This is a genomic window from Streptomyces sp. NPDC057623 (assembly GCF_042800355.1).
Classification (GTDB): Bacteria; Actinomycetota; Actinomycetes; order Streptomycetales; family Streptomycetaceae; genus Streptomyces.
In genome coordinates this window covers 108,344-126,538 of record NZ_JBHVGZ010000023.1, presented here as the reverse complement: position 1 = coordinate 126,538, position 18,195 = coordinate 108,344, and the positions used below count along the sequence as shown (strand labels likewise).

The window sequence follows — 18,195 nt, the reverse complement described above, 5'->3', positions numbered from 1 at the left end:
CAGTCAGCGCGGAGCGTCCGAGTGGGTGCGCTGGGAGGTCGACGTCCCGGGGTGCACGCGGGGCACACTGACGACGATGTGCACCAGGCTCTCCCCCTCCAGGGACTCGTAGATGTGGGTGCGGTCGCCCGGGTAGCGCACGAAGTCACCGGCGGACAGCTCCACCGGACTGTCGGCGGGCCCGACCCGCACCCTGCCGCTGATGACGTAGAGGTGCTCCAGCGTGCCCACCGGGTGCGACTCGACGGACCGGTTCGCACCGCCTCGTTCCTTGATGCGTACCAGGTAGTTCTCGATGACGCCGGAGCCGTAGACGTGGTCGAGGGCCCGGGAGGCGTACCCGTCGCGTTCGTTCCAGACGACGTCGGCACCACGCTGGACCGTCATCACCTGCTCCCGCTCAGCAACCAGCCTGGTCACCGGCACGCCCAGCGCCGTCGAGATCGAAAACAAGGTGTCCACGGTGGGATTGCCCGCACCCTGTTCCAGTTTGGACAACGTCTGCTTGGCGAGCCCGGCCTGCCGGGCCAGCTCGGCGAGGGAGAGACCCCGCTGCTCTCTGAGAAGCCGCACATTCCGTGCGACCACATCGTTTCCTGAGGACACACCACCACTCTAAGTGGGCAGGCCGGGACCTCGACACGGAAGTAGGCACCAGCTCGTACAGACGACGGACCGTCTGGCACACCTTGACCGAGTCAAGGTGCGCTCAGCCAAGAATGACCAAAAGGCCGTTTCAGATCTCCTCTGAAACGGCCTCTGCCCTGCGACTTCGAAAAGTCGGGACGACAGGATTTGAACCTGCGACCCCTTGACCCCCAGTCAAGTGCGCTACCAAGCTGCGCCACGTCCCGGTGCGTCTCGCGCGGTGAACCGCGTGATCGGCGAACAGAACTTTACCCCACGTCGTCGGCCATACCGACCGGGGCGTCCGGCGGGAGACAGGGCGAGGACAATCGGTGTATGGGCACCACATCGTCAGGACGGCAGACCGACGCACGGGACCGCGACAGCGAGGGGCGGGCACGCAACGCGCGCCCCCGGGACGGGCTCGGACGTCCGCTGCCGTACGGCGCGGACGGTGTCGACCGCCAGCCCGAGGGCGTCGTACGCACCCCGGAGCGGAGCGTCGCGGAGGCGCAGGAGCTGCTGGACGCGGGGAAGCCGTTCCATGCGCACGAGGTCTTCGAGGACGCCTGGAAGTCGGGGCCGGAGGAGGAGCGGGCCCTGTGGCGCGGGCTGGCGCAGCTCGCGGTGGGGCTCACCCACTCGGCCCGGGGGAACGTGACGGGCGGGGCTCGGCTGCTGCGGCGCGGGGCCGGGGCCGTGGAGGAGTGGGCGGCCGGGGCCGGCGCCCCTCAGCCGTACGGGATGGATCTCGCGGGGGTGGTCGCGTGGGCGCGGGAGCTGGCGGGGGACGTGGAGGAGAGCGGCGAGGCCGTGGACGCGCGGGGGCGGGCGCCGAGGTTGCGCGGGCGGACGTAGAGGGAGGTCAGTGGCGTACGGCAGACTCGATGTGTGCGACGGATTCATGTCATCGGGATCGGGGCGGGCGACCCCGAGCAGCTGACCCTTCAGGCGGTCAGGGCGCTGCGGAGTACGGACGTGTTCTTCGTCCTCGGCAAGGGCGAGGTGAAGTCGGACCTCACGCGGCTGCGCCAGGACATGCTGGGCGCGCACCTGCCGGAGGGGACGTATCGGGTCGTCGAGGCGCGGGATCCCGAGCGGGACCGGTCCGCCGGGGGCGCCGCGTACGCACCCGCCGTGGAGGACTGGCGCAGTGCGCGCGCCGGGATCTACGAGCGGCTGATCGCGGACGAGCTGGGCGAGGACGAGACCGGCGCGTTCCTGGTGTGGGGTGACCCCGCGCTCTACGACAGCACGCTCGGGATCCTGGAGGAGGTCCTGGACCAGGGGGCGGTGCGGTTCGAGTACGACGTCGTGCCCGGCATCAGCAGCGTCTCCGCGCTGGCTGCCCGGCATCGGACGGGGCTCACCAGGGTCGCCCGGCCCGTGCAGATCACCACAGGGCGGAGGCTGGCCGAAGGGTTCCCCGAAGGGGTGGACGACGTGGTGGTGATGCTCGACGCCCAGCTGGCCTTCCGGCGCTACGCCGACCAGGACATCCACATCTACTGGGGCGCCTACCTGGGCACCCCGGACGAGATCCTCGCCTCGGGCCCGATCGCCGAGGCCGCGCCCCGTATCGAGCGGCTGCGCGCCGAGGCCCGGGAGCGCAAGGGCTGGATCATGGACACGTATCTGCTGCGGCGGAATCCGAAGGACCGGTAACCGAGAGACCGCTGGGCGTCACCCGGTCGTACGCGGCCGTACGACACCCGGCCGGACCGTTCCCGCATGCGCCACCGTCCCCCCGCTGTGATCGTGGCCCCGTGACGCTCGCCACGGAATCCGCCCCGCCCGCCGCCTCCCAGCCGCCCGTCCTGGACAGGCGTCGCCGCAATGTCGTCTTCGTGACGATCATGCTGGGGATGCTGCTCGCGGCGCTCGACCAGACGATCGTGGGCACGGCGCTGCCGACCATCGTCTCGGACCTGGGCGGGGCCGAGCACATGTCCTGGGTGGTGACGTCGTATCTGCTCGCGGAGACCGTCGCGACGGTCCTGGTCGGCAAGTTCGGCGACCAGTTCGGCCGCAAGGTGGTCTTCCAGGTCTCCGCGATCGTGTTCATCACGGGCTCGTTCCTGTGCGGTCTGGCCTCCAACATGACGCTGCTGATCGTCTGGCGGGCGATGCAGGGCGTGGGGGCCGGCGGTCTGATGGTGACGGCGATGGCGTTGATCGCGGACGTCATCCCGCTCCGGGAGCGCGGCAAGTACCAGGGCGCGATCGGCGCGGTGTTCGGGGTGGCGACGGTGATCGGACCGCTGCTCGGCGGACTGTTCACCGATCACCTCACCTGGCGCTGGGCGTTCTACGTCAACGTTCCGATCGCGATCCTGGTCGTCGTGGCGGCCGCCCGGACCATCCCGGTGGTGAAGTCGGCGTCCCGGCCCGTCATCGACTATCTGGGCATCGCGCTCGTCGCGGTCGGCGCCAGCGCGCTGATCCTGGCGACGAGTTGGGGCGGCAACGAGTACGCGTGGAGCTCCGGCGTCATCATCGGCCTCTTCGTCGGCGGTGCGGTGGCGCTGGGCCTGTTCTGCTGGGTCGAGACACGGGCGCGGGAACCCATGCTGCCCATGCGGCTGTTCGCCGATCCCGTGTTCGCGGTCTGCTCCGTCCTGAGCTTCATCGTCGGCTTCGCCATGCTCGGCGCGCTGACGTATCTGCCGACGTATCTCCAGTACGTCGACGGTGACTCGGCCACGGTGTCCGGCGTGCGGACGCTGCCGATGGTGATCGGGCTGCTGATCGCGTCGGTGTTCAGCGGCAACGTGGTCAGCAAGACCGGGAAGTACCGGATCTTCCCGCTCGTCGGCTCCCTGGTGATGGGGGTCGGACTGTTTCTGATGTCCCTCATGGGGCCCTCGACCGGTGCCTGGCTGGCGTCGCTGTACATGTTCGTGCTCGGCACCGGCATCGGTCTGTGCATGCAGGTCCTGACGATCGCGGTGCAGAACACCGTCGACTACGCCGACCTCGGCACCGCGACCTCCGGTGTCACCTTCTTCCGTACGCTGGGCAGTTCGTTCGGCACGGCTGTCTTCGGCACGATCTACACCAACACGCTCACCCACCAACTCGCGGACGGTGTCGCGGCGGCCGCGAGAACGGACTCCGGCCTGGATCCGGCCGACCTCTCCCGGGCGGCGATGAGCCCCGAGGGTCTGGACGGGCTGCCGTCCGCGGCCGCCGCCCCGATCGTCGAGGCCTACGCCGACACGCTCCAGACCGTCTTCCTGTGGACGGTGCCGGTCGCGGCGCTCGGCTTCGTAGCCGCGCTGTTCCTGAAGCAGGTACCGCTGCGCGACAGTGCGCGGATGGGGTCCACCGACATGGGGGACGGTTTCGCGTCACCGCACGACGCCAACGCCCAGCGGGTGCTGGAGGCGTCCGTCGGGAAGATCATCGGTAGCGCCGGCCCCGAGACCGGACGCCGGATCATCGCGGCCTCCGACACCCGCCTCGACGTGGCCGGCGGCTGGGCGGTGATGCAGGTCGAGCTGCTGACCCGCCTGGTGGGCCATGCGAGCCTCGGCATGGTCGCGGCCCGGCGGCACATGCCCCCGGAGGTCCTGCTGCCGGTCTTCGACCGGATGGTCGCCGAGGGCTATCTCACCCGTGACGGTTCCCTCCTCTCCCACACTCCGGCAGGCGCCCGCGAGGCCGAGGTCATCGGCAAGGCGTGGGCCACCTGGCTGGAGCAGCAGGTCCACGAGGACATCGGCCGCCCACCGGGCACCGACCTGCGCGCCGCCGTCCACACCATCGCCAAGCGCCTCCTGGTCGAGGACCTGAGCGACGGGTTGCCGCGCCGGGCGAAGGAGCCGGCGCTGAGCGAGCAGCGCTGAGTGCGGGCGGGCAGCGGGTGCGCGACGTACAACTTCCGCTCCCCTGCCCACGAACACTATGAACACAACGATCAGACCGTGGTTCCTCACCCCCGTCGCTCCCTAGCATCGCCGCGCACGGCTCGACGACGCGCCGACGAGGAACGAGGAGCAGCGTCTTGTACTGGACGAGAACCCCCGCAGCGATCCGCAGGTCTGTTCCACCGGTGACACGGCGGCGTACGACGCTCACCGCCGTGCTGGCCGGTGCCCTGGCCGTCGGCTTTCTCGTCGGCGCGTCGAACGCCCGGGGAGAGACGGCAGGTCCGGCGCGCGCCGAATGCCCCACCGACCTTGTCGGCAAGGCGACTTGCTACACCGGCCGCGACGCCAACGGTGCCTACTACGCGATAGCCGTGCCCTCCGACTGGAACGGCTCCCTCGTCGTACACGCCCACGGCGGACCCGACCTCGGGGCGGAGTCCGACCCCACCCGCAGCCTCGACGATCTGGGCCGCTGGTCGGTGATGGTGCGGGAGGGCTACGCCTGGGCCGGTTCGTCGTACCGCCGGGGCGGCTACGGGACACGGATGGCGGCCGCCGACACGGAGAGCGTGCGCCGCCTGTTCGTCGGGGAGTTCGGCAAGCCGCGGCGGACGTACGTACACGGCCAGTCGTGGGGCGGGAACGTCGCCGCGAAGGTCGTGGAGTCCTACGGGGCCCAGGATCGCGGACGGCACGGGGCCTACGACGGGGCGCTGCTCACCAACGGGGTCCTCGGCGGTGGCTCGCGCGGCTACGACTACCGCGTCGACCTGCGCGTCGTCTACCAGTACTACTGCGCCAACCACCCCCGTCCCACCGAGCCGCGATACCCGCTGTGGCAGGGCCTGCGCGCCGGGTCGACCATGACGTCGGCCGGGCTGCGCGCCCGGCTCCAGGAGTGCACGGGCTTCGCCTCGGCTCCGCGGGAGCGGACCGCGCTCCAGCAGCGCAACCTCGACGACATCCTGGCCGTCACACGGATCCCGCAACGCACGTTGGAGTCGCATCTGCGGTTCGCGACCTTCACGTTCCGCGACATCGTGCACGACCGCCTCGGGGACCGGAACCCGTTCGGCAACCAGGGCGTGCGGTACTCCGGGTCCCATGACGACGAGGCGCTCAATGCCGGTGTCGAGCGTTTCTCCCCCGACCCCACGGCCGTACGCGATCTGTCCTACGACAGCGATCTCACCGGCAAGGTCTCGATCCCGGTGCTGACCCTGCACGCCATCGACGACCCGACGGCGTTCGTCGAGCACGAGGCGGCCTACCGGGCCACGCTGCACGGGGCCCGGCGGGACGGGCACCTGGTGCAGACGTTCACGCGGGAGAGCGAGCACAGCGAGCTGAGCGACGCCGAGTACGCCAACTCCGTCGCGGCCCTGGACCGGTGGGTGCGCAAGGGCAGGAAGCCGACGGCCGGGTCGGTCGCCGCCTCGTGCGCGGCGTTCGACGACAGGTACGGCACCGGGTGCTTCTACGACCCGGCGTTCCGTCCCGCTCCGTACGCCTCGCGTGTCGAGCCGCGCCCGGGCGGGCTGCGGTGGCCCGCGATGACAGCCGCGCAGGAGCGGGCGTGGAGCGGGATCGACGGTGTCGGGATCGCGCCCTGAGGGGTCCGGGGCCGATCGATGGCTAGGGTCCTGACATGGAATCCGTGCGTGCCGTCCTGATCGACATCGACGGCGTCCTGACCGTCTCGTGGCAGCCGCTGCCGGGTGCGGTAGCGGCGCTGCGGGAGATCCGCGAGGCCGGGCTCGCGGTCGCGCTGGTCACGAACACGACCTCGCGGACACGGGCGTCGATCGCGCGGACGCTGGCGGACGCGGGGTTCCGGGTGTCCGCCGAGGACATCCTGACCGCGCCGGCCGTCACCGCCGCCCATCTCGCGGAGCACTGGCCGGGAGCGAGGTGTGCCCTGCTGAACAGCGGGGACATCGCGGAGGATCTGGGCGGGGTCACCGTCGTCGGCGATGACGAGGACGACGACCCCGCGCCGGACGTCGTGGTCGTCGGGGGCGCCGGGCCCGAGTTCGGCTACGCGGCGCTCAACCGGGCCTTCGGGCATCTGGAGCGCGGGGCGCGGCTGGTGGCCATGCACCGGAACCTGTACTGGCGTACCGAGGACGGGTTCCAGCTCGACACCGGCGCGTTCCTGGTCGGACTGGAGAGGGCCGCGCGGGTGGAGGCGGAGATCACGGGGAAGCCGTCGGCCGCGTTCTTCGAGGCGGCGCTGGCGCATGTGGGGGTCGGTGCGCACGAGGCGGTGATGGTCGGGGACGACGTCGAGTCCGATGTGCTGGCGGCGCAGCGGGTGGGGGTACGGGGCGTCCTGGTCAGGACCGGGAAGTACCGGCCGCAGACGCACCGCGACGCGAGCGGTACGCCCGACCACGTGATCGACTCCTTCGCCGGTCTGCCCGCCCTGCTGGCGGAGCTGAGGGAGTCAGCGCAGCAGTAGCTGGAGACCGCCCACGACCGTCGCCGCGATGACCAGCTGCTCGAACAGCCGCTGGTTGATTCGGTTCACAGCCCATTTGCCGAGCAGCGCACCGGGCACGACGAAAGCCACGAGGGCCGCGTCGAGCAGGAGTGAGGAGCCGTCGATCAGGCCGAGTCCGGCGCTGAAGGGCACCTTGGAGACGTTGACGATGAGGAAGAAGAAGGCGGAGGTCCCCAGGAAGCCGAGCTTGCGGAAGCCGGCCGACAGGAGATACATCGACATCACCGGGCCGCCGGCGTTGGCGACCATCGTGGTGAAGCCGCCCAGGACCCCGTAGGAGCGGGCCTTGACGCGGCCGGCCCGGCTGGTGACCGAGTCCGGCTCCGCCTCCTGCTCGGCGGTGCGGCGACGCCACACCGTCACGCCCGCCATCAGCAGCAGAATCGCGCCGATCGACGTACGGACGATCCCGTCGTCCGCCCACACCAGGAACAGCGTGCCGAACACGACACCGGCCGCGACCGCGGGGAACAGCCGCCACAGCGTGGGCCAGTGGGCGTGCCGCCGGTAGGTGAGGACGGCGAGCACGTCCCCGGCGATCAGGATCGGCAACAGGACGCCGGTGGAGGCGCGGGCGGGAAGCACAGCGGCGAAGATCGCGAGACTGACCGTGTTGGCCCCGCTCACGGCCGTCTTCGAGAAGCCGACCAGCAGGGCCGCGAAGGCGAGTGCGGCGAACTCCCATCCGGTGATGTGCCAGAGAGTCATCGTGTCCATGCGGAGACCGATGCTATGCACACCTAACCGATGCCCGTAAGGAGCGTCTCGCCAGTTGGGAGATGCTTCGCGGGATCGCTAGTGCCTCTCCACCAGCACCGCACTCCCCTGCCCCACTCCCACACACATCGTCGCGAGCCCTCGCTCGGCTCCCGTCCGCCGCATCCGGTGCAGCAGCGTCGTGAGGATCCGCGCGCCCGAGCAGCCCAGCGGGTGTCCCAGCGCGATCGCGCCTCCGCTGGGGTTGACCAGCTCGGGGTCGATGCCGAGTTCGTCGACGCATGCCAGGGCCTGCGCCGCGAACGCCTCGTTGAACTCGGCCTCCTGGATGTCGCCGATCGTCCAGTCGGCGCGGGCGAGGGCCTTGCGGGTGGCGGGCACGGGTCCGATGCCCATGACGTCGGGGTGGACACCGGCCGAGGCACCGGCGACATAGCGGCCGAGGGACTCCAGGCCGAGTTCGTTGAGGGCCTCTTCGCTGACCAGGAGCAGTGCGGCCGCACCGTCGTTCATCGGCGAGGCGTTGCCCGCGGTGACGGTGCCCCCTTCCCGGAAGACCGGCTTCAGCCGGGACAGCTTCTCGTACGAGGTGTCCTCGCGGACGCACTCGTCGCTGTCGACCAGCACTCCGTCCGGGCGCCGCACGGGGAGCAGCTCATCGTCGAAGTGGCCGTTCTTGCGGGCGTCGGCCGCCCGTTGGTGACTGCGCAGCGCGAATTCGTCCTGCCGCTCGCGCGGGACGCCGTGGCGCCGGGCGACCTCCTCGGCGGTCTCGCCCATGGACAGCAGGCCGTGCAGGTCCTTCATCGCCGGGTTGACCAGGCGCCAGCCGAGCCGGGTGTCGGCGGTCTCGATGCGGTGCGGCAGCGCCTCGTCGGGGCGGGGCAGGACGAAGGGGGCGCGGCTCATCGACTCGGAGCCGCCCGCGAGGACGATGTCGGCCTCGCCGGCCGCGATGGTGCGGGCGGCGGCGGTGACCGCTTCGAGGCCGGAGGCGCAGAGACGGTTGACCGTGGCGCCCGGCACCGATTCGGGCAGGCCGGCGAGGAGCGCGGCCATGCGGGCGACGTTGCGGTTGTCCTCGCCCGCCTGGTTGGCGGCGCCCCAGTAGACGTCGTCGACACGGGCCGGATCCAGCGCGGGCACCTCCGCGACGAGACCCCGGATCACCGTCGCGGCGAGGTCGTCGGGACGGACCGACGACAGGGATCCGCGCAGCTTGCCGATGGGGGTGCGGCGGGCGGCCGCGAAGTGGACGGGGCGCACGACAGGACTCCTGACCGGGCTGTACGAATCGGTGCCGGATGGGTCGGCACCACAATAATTAGCACCGCTAGTTTTGGACTATAGACCGACCCGCCGCGCCCTGGGAAGATCCCCGGAAGCCTTCACCGAGGCAGCCGGAGGGGACGAGGAGACATGGCCGACCACCGCGAGCACGTCATCGAGGGACGCCGGGGACCGATCGTCGTACACGAGTGGCCGCACCCCCGGCCCCGCTGTCTGGTGCTCGTGGTCCACGGCTACGGCGAGCACGCCGGCCGGTACGCCGGGGTGGCGCAGGTCCTGGTCGCGCACGGTGCGGCCGTGTTCGGGCCCGATCACGCCGGTCATGGCAGGTCGGCGGGCGAGCGTGTGCTGATCGAGGACTTCGAGGACGTGGTCGCCGACGTGCACGCGGCCGCCGGCCTGGCCCGGGCCGCGCATCCGGACGTGCCGGTCGTCGTGATCGGCCACTCCATGGGCGGCATGATCGCGGCCCGTCATGCCCAGCTCCACGGCGACGGCCTCGCCGCTCTGGTCCTGTCCGGACCTGTGATCGGCGACTGGGAGCTGCCCCGCCGGCTGCTCGCCCTGGACGAGATCCCCGACACCCCCATCAGCCCGGCCTCGCTCTCCCGCGACCCCGGGGTGGGCGCCGCGTACGCGGCGGATCCGCTGGTCTGGCACGGGCCGATGAAGCGAGTGACGGTGGAGGCGTTCACCCGCATGCTGGACACCGTGTCCAGCGCGTCCGAGGGCGGCGGCATCGGGAAGCTGCCGCTGCTGTGGCTGCACGGCGAGGACGACCGGCTGGTCCCGCTGCCCGGCAGCCGCGTCGGCATCGAGGAGCTGCGCGCGGACGGGACGACCGAGCGGGTCTACCCGGGGGCCCGGCACGAGGTGTTCCACGAGACGAACAAGGCGGAGGTCTTCGCGGACCTGCTCCACTTCCTGGACGGCGTGCTCACGCACTGAGACGCGTCGCGTTTGCGCCGGTTCGGCCTGGGCACCCGCGCCGGCATGGGGTGATCGCGGCGCCCGGGACCGACGCCAACCACTGACGTGGTCGCGGCGCCGCACCGCTCCGTACCGGCCATGACCAAGCCAGAAGAAGAAGGAGGAGCCCGGTATGACTGTCGTCAGGAGCACGCTTCCCGAACCGGCCCGCCGGGTCGCCGGGGAGGCCCTGCAGAGCACTCTCGTCGATCTTCTCGGACTCTCACTGATCGGGAAGCAGGCGCACTGGAACATCGTGGGCCCCCGCTTCCGCTCCATCCATCTCCAGCTCGACGACGTGGTGTCGGTGGCCCGCTCGTTCGCCGACACCGTCGCCGAACGCTCCGCGGCGCTCGGCCTGCCGCCCGACGGCCGGCCCGAGACCATCGCAGCGGCCTACACCCTGCCCGGCCCCAAGGAGGGCTGGGTACGCGACACGGAGGTCGTCCAGCTGGTCGTCGACACCCTGGCGGCGGCCATAGAGCGGCTGCGCGAGCGCATCGACGCGACCGCCGAGCCCGACCCGGTGACGCAGGACCTGCTGATCGCCATCACGAGCGAGCTGGAGAAGCAGCGCTGGATGTTCGACGCCGAGAACTGGCCGCGCGACGAGTGACGGTGACACCGACGCACGCGAAGCGCCGTACGCCGCGGACGTGGAGCCGCCCGCCGTACGCGAAGAGCCGTACCCGCCCAGGAGGGGCACCATGACCGACGCCCTCGAACTCGACACGCTGTGGCAGGACTTCCACCGCGTGGTGAACATGACCTCGCAGGAGCTGGCCGCCTGGCTGCGGATCAGTGACGCGGACGAGGAGACCGAGCCGCTGCCGGACCAGGCGGGCACGCCGACCGGGCAGCACGTCCTCGCGATCCTCCAGAAGCGGCGCACGGACCTGACGGGCGACGACATCCGGACGATGTACGACGTCGTGGACACCGTCACGGACGAGGCGGACCTGGAGAACGAGCCCGAGCCCGAACAGACCCGCCGCAGGCACCAGTTGATGACGATCGGCCACGATCCGCTGAGGCCCTGAGCGACGCCGGGCACGCCGCCCGAGGTGGCCGAGGACAGTCTCCGCCGCGCCGCGTGATCGTGAAAGACTGATCCGGCACGCCGTCGAGCACAGTCGCCCACAGGAGGCCCGCGTGACCGGGACCGAGCCGGCCGTATCGCGTATCGACACGAGCAGGCCGCATCCGGCCCGGGTGTACGACTGGTACCTCGGCGGCAAGGACAACTACCCCGTCGACGAGGAGCTCGGGCGGCGGATCGCCGCGATGCAGGGGGACGCTCCGCGGCATGCGCGGGCCAACCGCCGGTTCATGGAGCGGGCCACCCGGGCGGTCGTCCGGGAATCGGGGATCCGGCAGTTCCTCGATGTCGGCTCCGGCATCCCGACCGAGCCCAACCTGCACCAGATAGCCCAGTCCGCCGTCCCGGACGCACGGGTCGTCTACGTCGACAACGACCCGATCGTGCTCGCTCACGCGGAGGCCCTGCTGCGCGGCACCCCCGAGGGTGCGACCGGGTATGTGCAGGCCGACGCGCGTGAGCCGGAGCGGATTCTCGAACAGGCCGCCTCCGTCCTCGACTTCGACCGGCCCGTCGCCCTGTCCCTGATCGCCCTGCTGCACTTCATCGCGGACGACGACGGCGCCCACCGGCTCGTGGACACGTTGGTCGGCGCGCTGGCGCCGGGCAGCTGTCTGGCCCTCTCGGCGATGACGGCGGACTTCGACCCGGAGAACGTCCGGCGGGGCATCGAGGCCTACACCGCGAGCGGCGTGACCCTCGTGGCCCGTTCCCACGCCGAAGTGGCCCGACTCTTCGAGGGACTCGAGCTGCTGGAGCCGGGGATCGTCTCCCTGTCGGACTGGCGGCCCACGGCGGGCGGGGACGCGGAGAGGGAAGAACCCGTGTCGCTGTACGGCGCGGTCGGCTTCAAGCGCTGACCCCGCCCCGCCCCCCTCAGCCGAGCAACCACCCGCCGTCCACGCTCAGTTCGACCGCGTTGACCGACCCGTTGCGCAGCAGGAAGTCCACGGCGTCGACCACCTCGGCCATGGTGGCGAGGCGCCCGGTGGGGGTCTCGGTGCGCAGGGTGGCGAGGACCTTCTCCGGCTTGTCCCGCCAGTAGGGGCTGTCGCCGACGACGCCCGGGTGGACGGCGTTGACCCGGATCGGGGCGAGTTCGACGGCGAGGGTGTTCACCAGTCCGCCCACGCCCGCGTTGACCGTCGCGACCGTCGTCGCACCCGGATAGGGACGTTCCTTGGCCTGCCCGCCGAAGAGCACGATCGCGCTGCCGTCGTGCAGCCGGGGCACCAGGGTGTGCACGACCTCGGTGTAGCCGACGAGTTTGAGGGTGACGAGTTGCAGGGCGGCGTCGATGTCGTACTCGGTGACCTTGTTGTCGTCGCGGGAGACACCCGCGATCACGAGGTGGTCGAGACGCCCGACGCCGGCCAGCGCGGTACCGATCTCCCTCGGCCGCGCGAGGTCGAGCCCGATTCCGCGGGCACCGAATTCCTTGGCCAGGGTGTCGGCGCGGTGAGTGTCACGGCCGGTCAGGACCACGTCGTCGCCGCGCCCTGCCCGCATCCGGGCGAACTCCAGGCCGATCCCCGACGTACCGCCCACAACGAGGACGCTGCTCATGACTCCAGGACCTCCCTCAGATACTCCCAGTCCCGCGTGAACCGGTACGAGTGGCGCGGCGGCGGCTGCGGTGCCTGTGTCTCCAGCCAGCGCAGCGGCCCCTGGCCGGCGTTGGCGAAGCCGTGCACACAGCCGGCGCCCGCCCAGGCGCAGTCGCCGGGGCCGAGCCGGTACCGCTCGCCGTCGAACTCCGCGTCCGCCTCCCCTTCGAGGAACAGGTACGTCTCCTCGAAGGGGTGGTCGTGCGTGCCGGCGACGCCGTCGGGCGCGTACCGCACCATGAACATCGTCGAGGCGACCGCGCCCAGGTCGCCGTCGACCATCATCTTCACGCTGATCCCGCTGTACACGAGCAGCGCGGTCCGCATGCTCGCCGACACCGCGAGGAGGTCCTGCGACTGCTTGCCGGGGTCCAGCTGCGCGGGTTCGAAGTGGCCGAACGACCGGGTGCGGGGGTCGCGGACGTCGAGGCGGACGGGGTCCCGCTCGGGCAGTGCGGGTACCGCCTGGGTGTCGTGGCCGTAGCGGGCGCGTGGCACCGGGGCGAGCATGTCGGCCCAGCGTCCGCCGGTGTCCCCGGCGCCGCGCCAGGCGTGCGCGACACCGGTCGCGAGGAGGCCGTAGTCGCCCTCTTCGAGGAGGTACGACCCCTCGGGCAGGTCGAGGATCACGGCCCCGTCGAGCACATGGAAGCTCTCCTCGTACGAGTGCACATGGGCGGCGACCCGACCGCCGGGCCGGATCTCGCACAGGCCGAAGCCGGTGTGTACGCTGCCGTCGCCCTCGCCGACCAACTCACGCCGCCGGTAGCCGAGTTCGTCGTACGGCGGCGGATCGGCGAGGTCGGCCGCGCGGCGCACCAGATGCCGGGTCATGCCGCGCTCCTCGCCTCCTTGGCGGCCAGGAGCCGGTCGCGGGACTCCTGGACCAGTCGCCGGGCCCGGTCGAGGTCGGCCAGGAGCCTGCCGTCGCGCTTGCGGATCACCCCGTCGACGATGGCCGTGTCGACGTTGGAGACGTCCGCCGACAGGGTCACGGCGGCCGCCGCGTCATGCACCGGGGCGACGTTCAGCGCGGTGGCGTCGATCGCGACGACGTCGGCGCGCTTGCCGGGGGTCAGGGAGCCGGTGCGGTCCTCGACGCCGGCGACGTGGGCGCCGTTGCGTGTCGTGATCTCCAGCAGCTGACGTGCCGTCAACATGGTTTCGGGCACGGGGAGGTTGGCCTTCCAGCAGTCGGCGTTGACGCGGGCGCGTTCGGCGCCGAAGGCCGCGCGGATCTGGGTGAACATGTCGCCGGGCACCGTGGTGACGACGTCGATGCTGAGCGACGGCCGCAGCCCGTACTCGATGGCCTTCATCACGGGCGGCCAGCCGTGCCCCATCTGTAGCTCGACCTGTGGTGCGATCGAGACCGTGCCGCCGCTGTCGGCGACCATCTGCCACTCTTCCTCGCTGAAGTAGCAGCAGTGGACGTAGGTGGTGTCGGAGCCCAGGAGCCCCAGGCCATGGAGCTGTTTGACCATGCCGAAGCGGCCCGCCAGGCGGCCCATCGCCACGTGCACGGTGATCGGGATACCCAGCTCGCGGGCCAGCGCCCACTCGGCGGTGACGACCTCGTCGGTGCAGAAGCCGGGGCCGCGGGTGGCCAGGGCCATGGTCAGCAGGCCGTCGTCGGAGGAGAAGTAGGTGCTGCGGATGCGTCGTACGTCGTCACCCGGGATCGTGATCTTGCTCTCGAACCAGTAGTCGGCGAGCGAGGTGTTGGCGCTGCCGTACGCGTACTGGGCGCGGATGCCGGATTCCGTGAGCGCCTGGATCGCGGCGTCCGGGTGGGCGGGCGTGTTGTTGATGTGCGACCAGTCGACGAGGGTCGTGATGCCGGCGTTCAGGCATTCCAGGGATCCGGCGAGGTTGCCCGCGTACACGTCCTCGGGGGTGTAGAGCGGGGCGAAGGTGTCCAGGACGTCGACGAAGTAGTCGTCCAGGGTGGCGTCGGGGGCGACGCCCCGGATCGGCGCCTCCCAGGTGTGGCGGTGGGTGTCGACGAATCCGGGGATCACGATCCGGCCGGTCATGTCGAGCACTTCCGCGTCGGCGCTGATCTCCGGCCGCACGGCCGTGATCTTCCCGTCCTCGATGAGGACGTCCCCTTGGGGGAGGTCCCCGATGTCGGGGTCCATCGACAGCACATGCCCTGCGCGCAGGAGTATCCGATGGGGCATCGTTTCTTCCTCCCATGGGTGTTCAGTAGGCGGCCAGGCCGCGTACGGCCGCCATGACCTTGTCGACGGTGGGGATGACCTCCTCCTCGAGGGCGTCGGCGAACGGCAGCGGGACACACTCCCCCGCCACCCGCCGGACAGGGGCGTCCAGCAGGGCGAACCCCTCGTCGGCGACGACGGAGACGACCGTCGCGCCCCAGCCGCCCTGGTACGGGTTCTCCTCGACGGTGACGAGCCGCGAGGTCCTGCCGAGCGAGGCGAGCACGGTGCTCATGTCCAGGGGCACCAGACAGCGCAGGTCGACGACCTCGGCCTCGATGCCCTCGCCGGCCAGGAGCTCGGCGGCCCGCAGCGCGACCGGCACCATCGAGGCGAGCGCGACGAGCGTGACGTCGGCGCCCTCGCGGACGACGGCGGCCCGGCCCAGCTCGACGACATGGTCCGGCGGCGGGGGCGCGCCCTTGGTGACGAGCAGCCCTTTGTGCTCGAAGAAGACGACCGGGTCGTCGCTGCGGACGGCCGCCGCCATCATGCCGATGACGTCGGCGGGGGTCGCCGGTGCGGCGATCTTCAGGCCGGGCACGGTGAACGCCCAGTTCTCGGTGGCCTGGGAGTGCTGGGCGCCGAAGCCGAGCCCGCCGCCGTTGGCGGTGCGCACGACGAGCGGCACGGTGACCTGACCGCCCGTCATGTACCGCACCTTGGGGATCTCGTTGGCGAGGTAGTCCCAGCAACAGGCCAGGAAGTCGGAGAACATGATCTCGGCGACCGGCCGCATCCCGGTCATCGCGGCACCCATGGCGGCCCCCACGATGGCCTGTTCGCAGATCGGCGTGTCCCACACCCGTCCGGGCCCGAACTCCTTACGCAGTCCGACGGTCGTCTTGAACACGCCGCCGGCCTCGCCGATGTCCTCGCCCAGGCACACGACGGACGGATCGCGTCGCATCTCCCGCGCGATGCCCTCGGCGACCGCCTCCCGGTAGCTGATCACGTCCGCCACGCCGCACCCCCGTCCGCCCACACGTCGGCCAGCGCCTCGCGCGGATCAGGCCCGGGGCCCGCCTTCGCGGACTCGACCGCCTTCCGTACGAGGGCCGCCGCCCGCTCGTCCGCCTCGGCGACGACCGCCTCCGGCACCCCCAGTTCGACGAGCCGCCCCCGAGCCAGGTCCAACGGGTCGTGCTTCAGCCAGCGTTCGACCTCCTCGGCCGGGCGGTAGGTCGCCGGATCGGCGCGGCTGTGCCCGAAGTGGCGGTAGGTCCGCGCCTCCAGCAGCGCGGGCCCGTCTCCTGCCCGGGCCCGCCCCGCGAGCCGGGCCACCGCCTCCAGCACGACGACGACGTCGTTGCCGTCCACCACCTCGCCCGGGACGCCGTACGCGGGCGCCCGGTCGGCCGCGGGGCGGGGCACGGCCGTGACGTCGGCGATCGGGGTGTACTCCATGTACAGGTTGTTCTCGCAGACGAACAGCACCGGCAGCTTCCATACGGCGGCCAGGTTGAGCGCCTCGTGGAAGGCGCCGATGTTGGTGGCACCGTCGCCGAAGAAGGCGACCGCGATCTGCTCGGTGCCGCGCAGCTTGGCCGACCAGGCGGCGCCGGCCGCCATGGGGAGGTGGGCGCCGACGATGGCGTAGGAGCCGAGCATGCCGGTGGACGCCTTGGTCAGGTGCATGGAGCCGCCCTTGGCCTTGCACAGGCCCGTGGCCCGGCTCATCAGTTCGGCCAGGCACTCCTCCGGGGTGGCGCCCCGGGCCATCGCGTGATGGTGTCCCCGGTAGGTGGCGAACACGTAGTCGTCGGGGCGCAGGGCGGCGCTCGCTCCGACGGCGATGGCCTCGTGTCCGGCGGCGAGGTGGGTGGTGCCCTTGACCAGGCCCTGGAGGAACAGGTCGTGGGCGGCCTTCTCCGTACGGCGGATGACGGCCATCTGCTCGTAGGCGGCGAGGAGTTCGGCCGGGTCCATCAGCGCGTCCCGTCGCCACGGGCGGTGTTGAGGTGGGACTGCGACTCGCGCCGGGTGTCGAGCTCGCCGCCCACCGTCCAGTACTTGCGGCCCGCCACCAGCAGCTCTTCTGCCGGGAACTTGGTGATGACCTCGCAGCCGTCGGCGGTGACGACCAGTTCCTCCTCGATGCGGGCGGCGGACCAGCCGTCGGCGGCCGGCCAGTACGTCTCCAGGGCGAACACCATGCCCTCTTCGAGGACCTCGGGGTGGTCGAGGGAGACCAGCCGGCTGAAGATCGGCTTCTCCCAGATCGACAGGCCGACGCCGTGCCCGTACTGGAGGGCGAAGGCGGCGGTCTCGTCGGCGAAGCCGAACTCCTCGGCGCGCGGCCAGACCTGGACGATGTCGGCGGTGGTGGCGCCGGGGCGGACGAGGTCGATGGCCTGGTCCATGTACTCCCGGCAGCGGACGTAGGCGTCGCGCTGGGCACGGGAGGCGCTGCCGACGGCGAAGGTGCGGTAGTAGCAGGTGCGGTAGCCGAGGTGGCTGTGCAGGATGTCGAAGAAGGCGGGGTCGCCGGGGCGGATCAGACGGTCGCTGTAGACGTGCGGGTGGGGTGAACAGCGTTCGCCGGAGATGGCGTTGACGCCCTCGACGTACTCGCTGCCGAGGTCGTACAGCACCTTGCTGACCACGCCGACGCACTCGTTCTCGCGCACGCCGGGACGCAGATAGCCGTACAGTTCCTCGTACGCGGCGTCGACCATCGCGCAGGCCTGGGTGAGCAGGGAGATCTCGTCCGGCGTCTTGATGCGGCGCGCCTCCAGGAAGACCTGCTGTCCGTCGACGACCTCGATGCCCTCGGCGCGCAGCGCGGTGAGGACCGGCATCTCGGCGACGTCGATGCCGAGCGGCTCGCCGGCCAAGCCGTGTTCGCGCAGTTCGGCGGCGATCTTCGCGGCGACGTCCTGGGCGATCCCGGCGTCCGGGTGGAAGGCGCCGCGGAGGGTGGAGATGCCGGCGCGGGCGCCGGTGGGCGGGCTTCCTTCCTTGCCGTCGCTGTAGTCGAGCCACGGGTTGTAGAGCTGGTGGTGCCGGGCCGCGGAGCCGAAGTCCCAGACGACCGGTTTCCCGCCGCGCACCAGCAGGGCGAAGCGGATCAGCTTGTCCATCGCCCAGGTGCCGATGTGCGTGGCGGTCATGTAGCGGATGTTGGCGAAGTCGAAGCTGAGTACCGCGCCCAGCTCGGAGCGGTTCAGGGTCTCGTTCAGGCGGGCCAGCCGCCGTTTGCGCAGCCGGTCCAGATCGACGCGCTCTTCCCAGTCGACGGCATTGGGTCCGAATGTGCGGATCGCCATGGCGACCACCCCCACTTCGG

The 18,195-nt window shown here is 71.2% G+C and carries 18 protein-coding genes and 1 tRNA gene; 9 read left to right on the top strand and 10 right to left on the bottom strand.

Annotated features, from left to right (window positions below; translation table 11 throughout):
• Window positions 1-3: 3 nt before the first annotated feature.
• On the bottom strand, window positions 4-606 hold the full coding sequence (locus ACFU95_RS23920) for a helix-turn-helix domain-containing protein (RefSeq protein ID WP_383831110.1): 603 nt from the start codon (window positions 604-606) through the stop codon (window positions 4-6).
• Between the two features lie 174 nt (window positions 607-780).
• Window positions 781-854 (bottom strand) — tRNA-Pro (locus ACFU95_RS23915).
• 109 nt (window positions 855-963) lie between these two features.
• Here ACFU95_RS23915 and ACFU95_RS23910 point away from each other — a divergent pair.
• The 5 genes from ACFU95_RS23910 (at window position 964) to ACFU95_RS23890 (ending at window position 6,960) form a co-directional block, all read left to right on the top strand.
• A complete protein-coding gene (locus tag ACFU95_RS23910; RefSeq protein ID WP_383831108.1) occupies window positions 964-1,485 on the top strand; it encodes a DUF309 domain-containing protein in 522 nt (173 codons plus the stop codon).
• 33 nt (window positions 1,486-1,518) lie between these two features.
• On the top strand, window positions 1,519-2,292 hold the full coding sequence (cobF, locus tag ACFU95_RS23905) for a precorrin-6A synthase (deacetylating) (protein ID WP_383831106.1): 774 nt from the start codon (window positions 1,519-1,521) through the stop codon (window positions 2,290-2,292).
• Window positions 2,293-2,393: 101 nt separating this feature from the next.
• The gene (locus ACFU95_RS23900; protein WP_383831104.1) at window positions 2,394-4,475 is read left to right on the top strand and encodes an MDR family MFS transporter; all 2,082 of its coding nucleotides are present in this window, start codon (window positions 2,394-2,396) and stop codon (window positions 4,473-4,475) included.
• A 206-nt stretch (window positions 4,476-4,681) separates the two neighbouring features.
• Complete coding sequence (locus tag ACFU95_RS23895; RefSeq protein ID WP_383831102.1) at window positions 4,682-6,112, top strand: hypothetical protein; 1,431 nt, start codon at window positions 4,682-4,684, stop codon at window positions 6,110-6,112.
• Window positions 6,113-6,147: 35 nt separating this feature from the next.
• Entirely contained in the window at window positions 6,148-6,960 is an 813-nt protein-coding gene (locus ACFU95_RS23890) for a TIGR01458 family HAD-type hydrolase (RefSeq protein WP_383831100.1), read from the top strand.
• On the opposite strand, the gene ACFU95_RS23885 is transcribed toward ACFU95_RS23890, so the two are convergent.
• A complete protein-coding gene (locus tag ACFU95_RS23885; protein WP_383831098.1) occupies window positions 6,946-7,719 on the bottom strand; it encodes a sulfite exporter TauE/SafE family protein in 774 nt (257 codons plus the stop codon). The two genes, ACFU95_RS23890 and ACFU95_RS23885, sit on opposite strands and share 15 nt — an antisense overlap.
• 78 nt (window positions 7,720-7,797) lie before the next feature.
• Window positions 7,798-8,985, bottom strand: a complete 1,188-nt coding sequence (locus ACFU95_RS23880) for a thiolase family protein (protein ID WP_383831096.1) — start codon at window positions 8,983-8,985, stop codon at window positions 7,798-7,800.
• A 153-nt stretch (window positions 8,986-9,138) separates the two neighbouring features.
• Here ACFU95_RS23880 and ACFU95_RS23875 point away from each other — a divergent pair, with 153 nt between their 5' ends.
• The 4 genes from ACFU95_RS23875 to ACFU95_RS23860 all read left to right on the top strand — a co-directional run bounded on the left by ACFU95_RS23875 (window position 9,139) and on the right by ACFU95_RS23860 (window position 11,937).
• Complete coding sequence (locus tag ACFU95_RS23875) at window positions 9,139-9,957, top strand: alpha/beta hydrolase (RefSeq protein WP_383831094.1); 819 nt, start codon at window positions 9,139-9,141, stop codon at window positions 9,955-9,957.
• A gap of 154 nt (window positions 9,958-10,111) precedes the next feature.
• Window positions 10,112-10,594 carry a Dps family protein gene (locus ACFU95_RS23870; protein ID WP_383831092.1) on the top strand — a complete coding sequence of 161 codons (483 nt, stop codon included), beginning with the start codon at window positions 10,112-10,114 and terminating at the stop codon, window positions 10,592-10,594.
• Between the two features lie 91 nt (window positions 10,595-10,685).
• Window positions 10,686-11,018, top strand: coding sequence for a DUF3140 domain-containing protein (locus ACFU95_RS23865; RefSeq protein ID WP_383831091.1), 333 nt, complete (start codon window positions 10,686-10,688; stop codon window positions 11,016-11,018).
• Between the two features lie 112 nt (window positions 11,019-11,130).
• Entirely contained in the window at window positions 11,131-11,937 is an 807-nt protein-coding gene (locus ACFU95_RS23860) for an SAM-dependent methyltransferase (RefSeq protein WP_383831089.1), read from the top strand.
• 16 nt (window positions 11,938-11,953) lie between these two features.
• On the opposite strand, the gene ACFU95_RS23855 is transcribed toward ACFU95_RS23860, so the two are convergent.
• Genes ACFU95_RS23855 through ACFU95_RS23830 form a run of 6 tightly spaced genes read right to left on the bottom strand, consistent with a single transcriptional unit; the run spans window position 11,954 to window position 18,175 of the window.
• On the bottom strand, window positions 11,954-12,643 hold the full coding sequence (locus ACFU95_RS23855; protein ID WP_383831087.1) for an SDR family oxidoreductase: 690 nt from the start codon (window positions 12,641-12,643) through the stop codon (window positions 11,954-11,956).
• Entirely contained in the window at window positions 12,640-13,518 is an 879-nt protein-coding gene (locus ACFU95_RS23850; protein WP_383831085.1) for a cupin domain-containing protein, read from the bottom strand. Before ACFU95_RS23850 ends, ACFU95_RS23855 begins: the two co-directional genes overlap by 4 nt.
• Complete coding sequence (locus tag ACFU95_RS23845; RefSeq protein WP_383831083.1) at window positions 13,515-14,867, bottom strand: amidohydrolase family protein; 1,353 nt, start codon at window positions 14,865-14,867, stop codon at window positions 13,515-13,517. Before ACFU95_RS23845 ends, ACFU95_RS23850 begins: the two co-directional genes overlap by 4 nt.
• Window positions 14,868-14,889: 22 nt before the next feature.
• Complete coding sequence (locus ACFU95_RS23840) at window positions 14,890-15,870, bottom strand: alpha-ketoacid dehydrogenase subunit beta (protein ID WP_383831081.1); 981 nt, start codon at window positions 15,868-15,870, stop codon at window positions 14,890-14,892.
• Window positions 15,858-16,835 (bottom strand): thiamine pyrophosphate-dependent dehydrogenase E1 component subunit alpha, encoded by a 978-nt coding sequence (locus ACFU95_RS23835; RefSeq protein ID WP_383831079.1) that lies wholly within the window; start codon window positions 16,833-16,835, stop codon window positions 15,858-15,860. Before ACFU95_RS23835 ends, ACFU95_RS23840 begins: the two co-directional genes overlap by 13 nt.
• Window positions 16,835-18,175, bottom strand: coding sequence for a M24 family metallopeptidase (locus ACFU95_RS23830; protein ID WP_383831077.1), 1,341 nt, complete (start codon window positions 18,173-18,175; stop codon window positions 16,835-16,837). The genes ACFU95_RS23835 and ACFU95_RS23830 overlap by 1 nt, the downstream gene beginning before the upstream one ends.
• Window positions 18,176-18,195: the final 20 nt, after the last annotated feature.

Excerpts from the sequence above, each read along its gene's own strand:
- ACFU95_RS23910 (WP_383831108.1), top strand. The coding sequence starts at position 964 with ATGGGCACCACATCGTCAGGACGGCAGACCGACGCACGGGACCGCGAC.
- ACFU95_RS23890 (WP_383831100.1), top strand. The coding sequence starts at position 6,148 with ATGGAATCCGTGCGTGCCGTCCTGATCGACATCGACGGCGTCCTGACC.
- ACFU95_RS23885 (WP_383831098.1), bottom strand. The coding sequence starts at position 7,719 with ATGGACACGATGACTCTCTGGCACATCACCGGATGGGAGTTCGCCGCA.
- ACFU95_RS23875 (WP_383831094.1), top strand. The coding sequence starts at position 9,139 with ATGGCCGACCACCGCGAGCACGTCATCGAGGGACGCCGGGGACCGATC.
- ACFU95_RS23870 (WP_383831092.1), top strand. The coding sequence starts at position 10,112 with ATGACTGTCGTCAGGAGCACGCTTCCCGAACCGGCCCGCCGGGTCGCC.
- ACFU95_RS23865 (WP_383831091.1), top strand. The coding sequence starts at position 10,686 with ATGACCGACGCCCTCGAACTCGACACGCTGTGGCAGGACTTCCACCGC.
- ACFU95_RS23855 (WP_383831087.1), bottom strand. The coding sequence starts at position 12,643 with ATGAGCAGCGTCCTCGTTGTGGGCGGTACGTCGGGGATCGGCCTGGAG.
- ACFU95_RS23850 (WP_383831085.1), bottom strand. The coding sequence starts at position 13,518 with ATGACCCGGCATCTGGTGCGCCGCGCGGCCGACCTCGCCGATCCGCCG.
- ACFU95_RS23845 (WP_383831083.1), bottom strand. The coding sequence starts at position 14,867 with ATGCCCCATCGGATACTCCTGCGCGCAGGGCATGTGCTGTCGATGGAC.
- ACFU95_RS23835 (WP_383831079.1), bottom strand. The coding sequence starts at position 16,835 with ATGGACCCGGCCGAACTCCTCGCCGCCTACGAGCAGATGGCCGTCATC.
- ACFU95_RS23830 (WP_383831077.1), bottom strand. The coding sequence starts at position 18,175 with ATGGCGATCCGCACATTCGGACCCAATGCCGTCGACTGGGAAGAGCGC.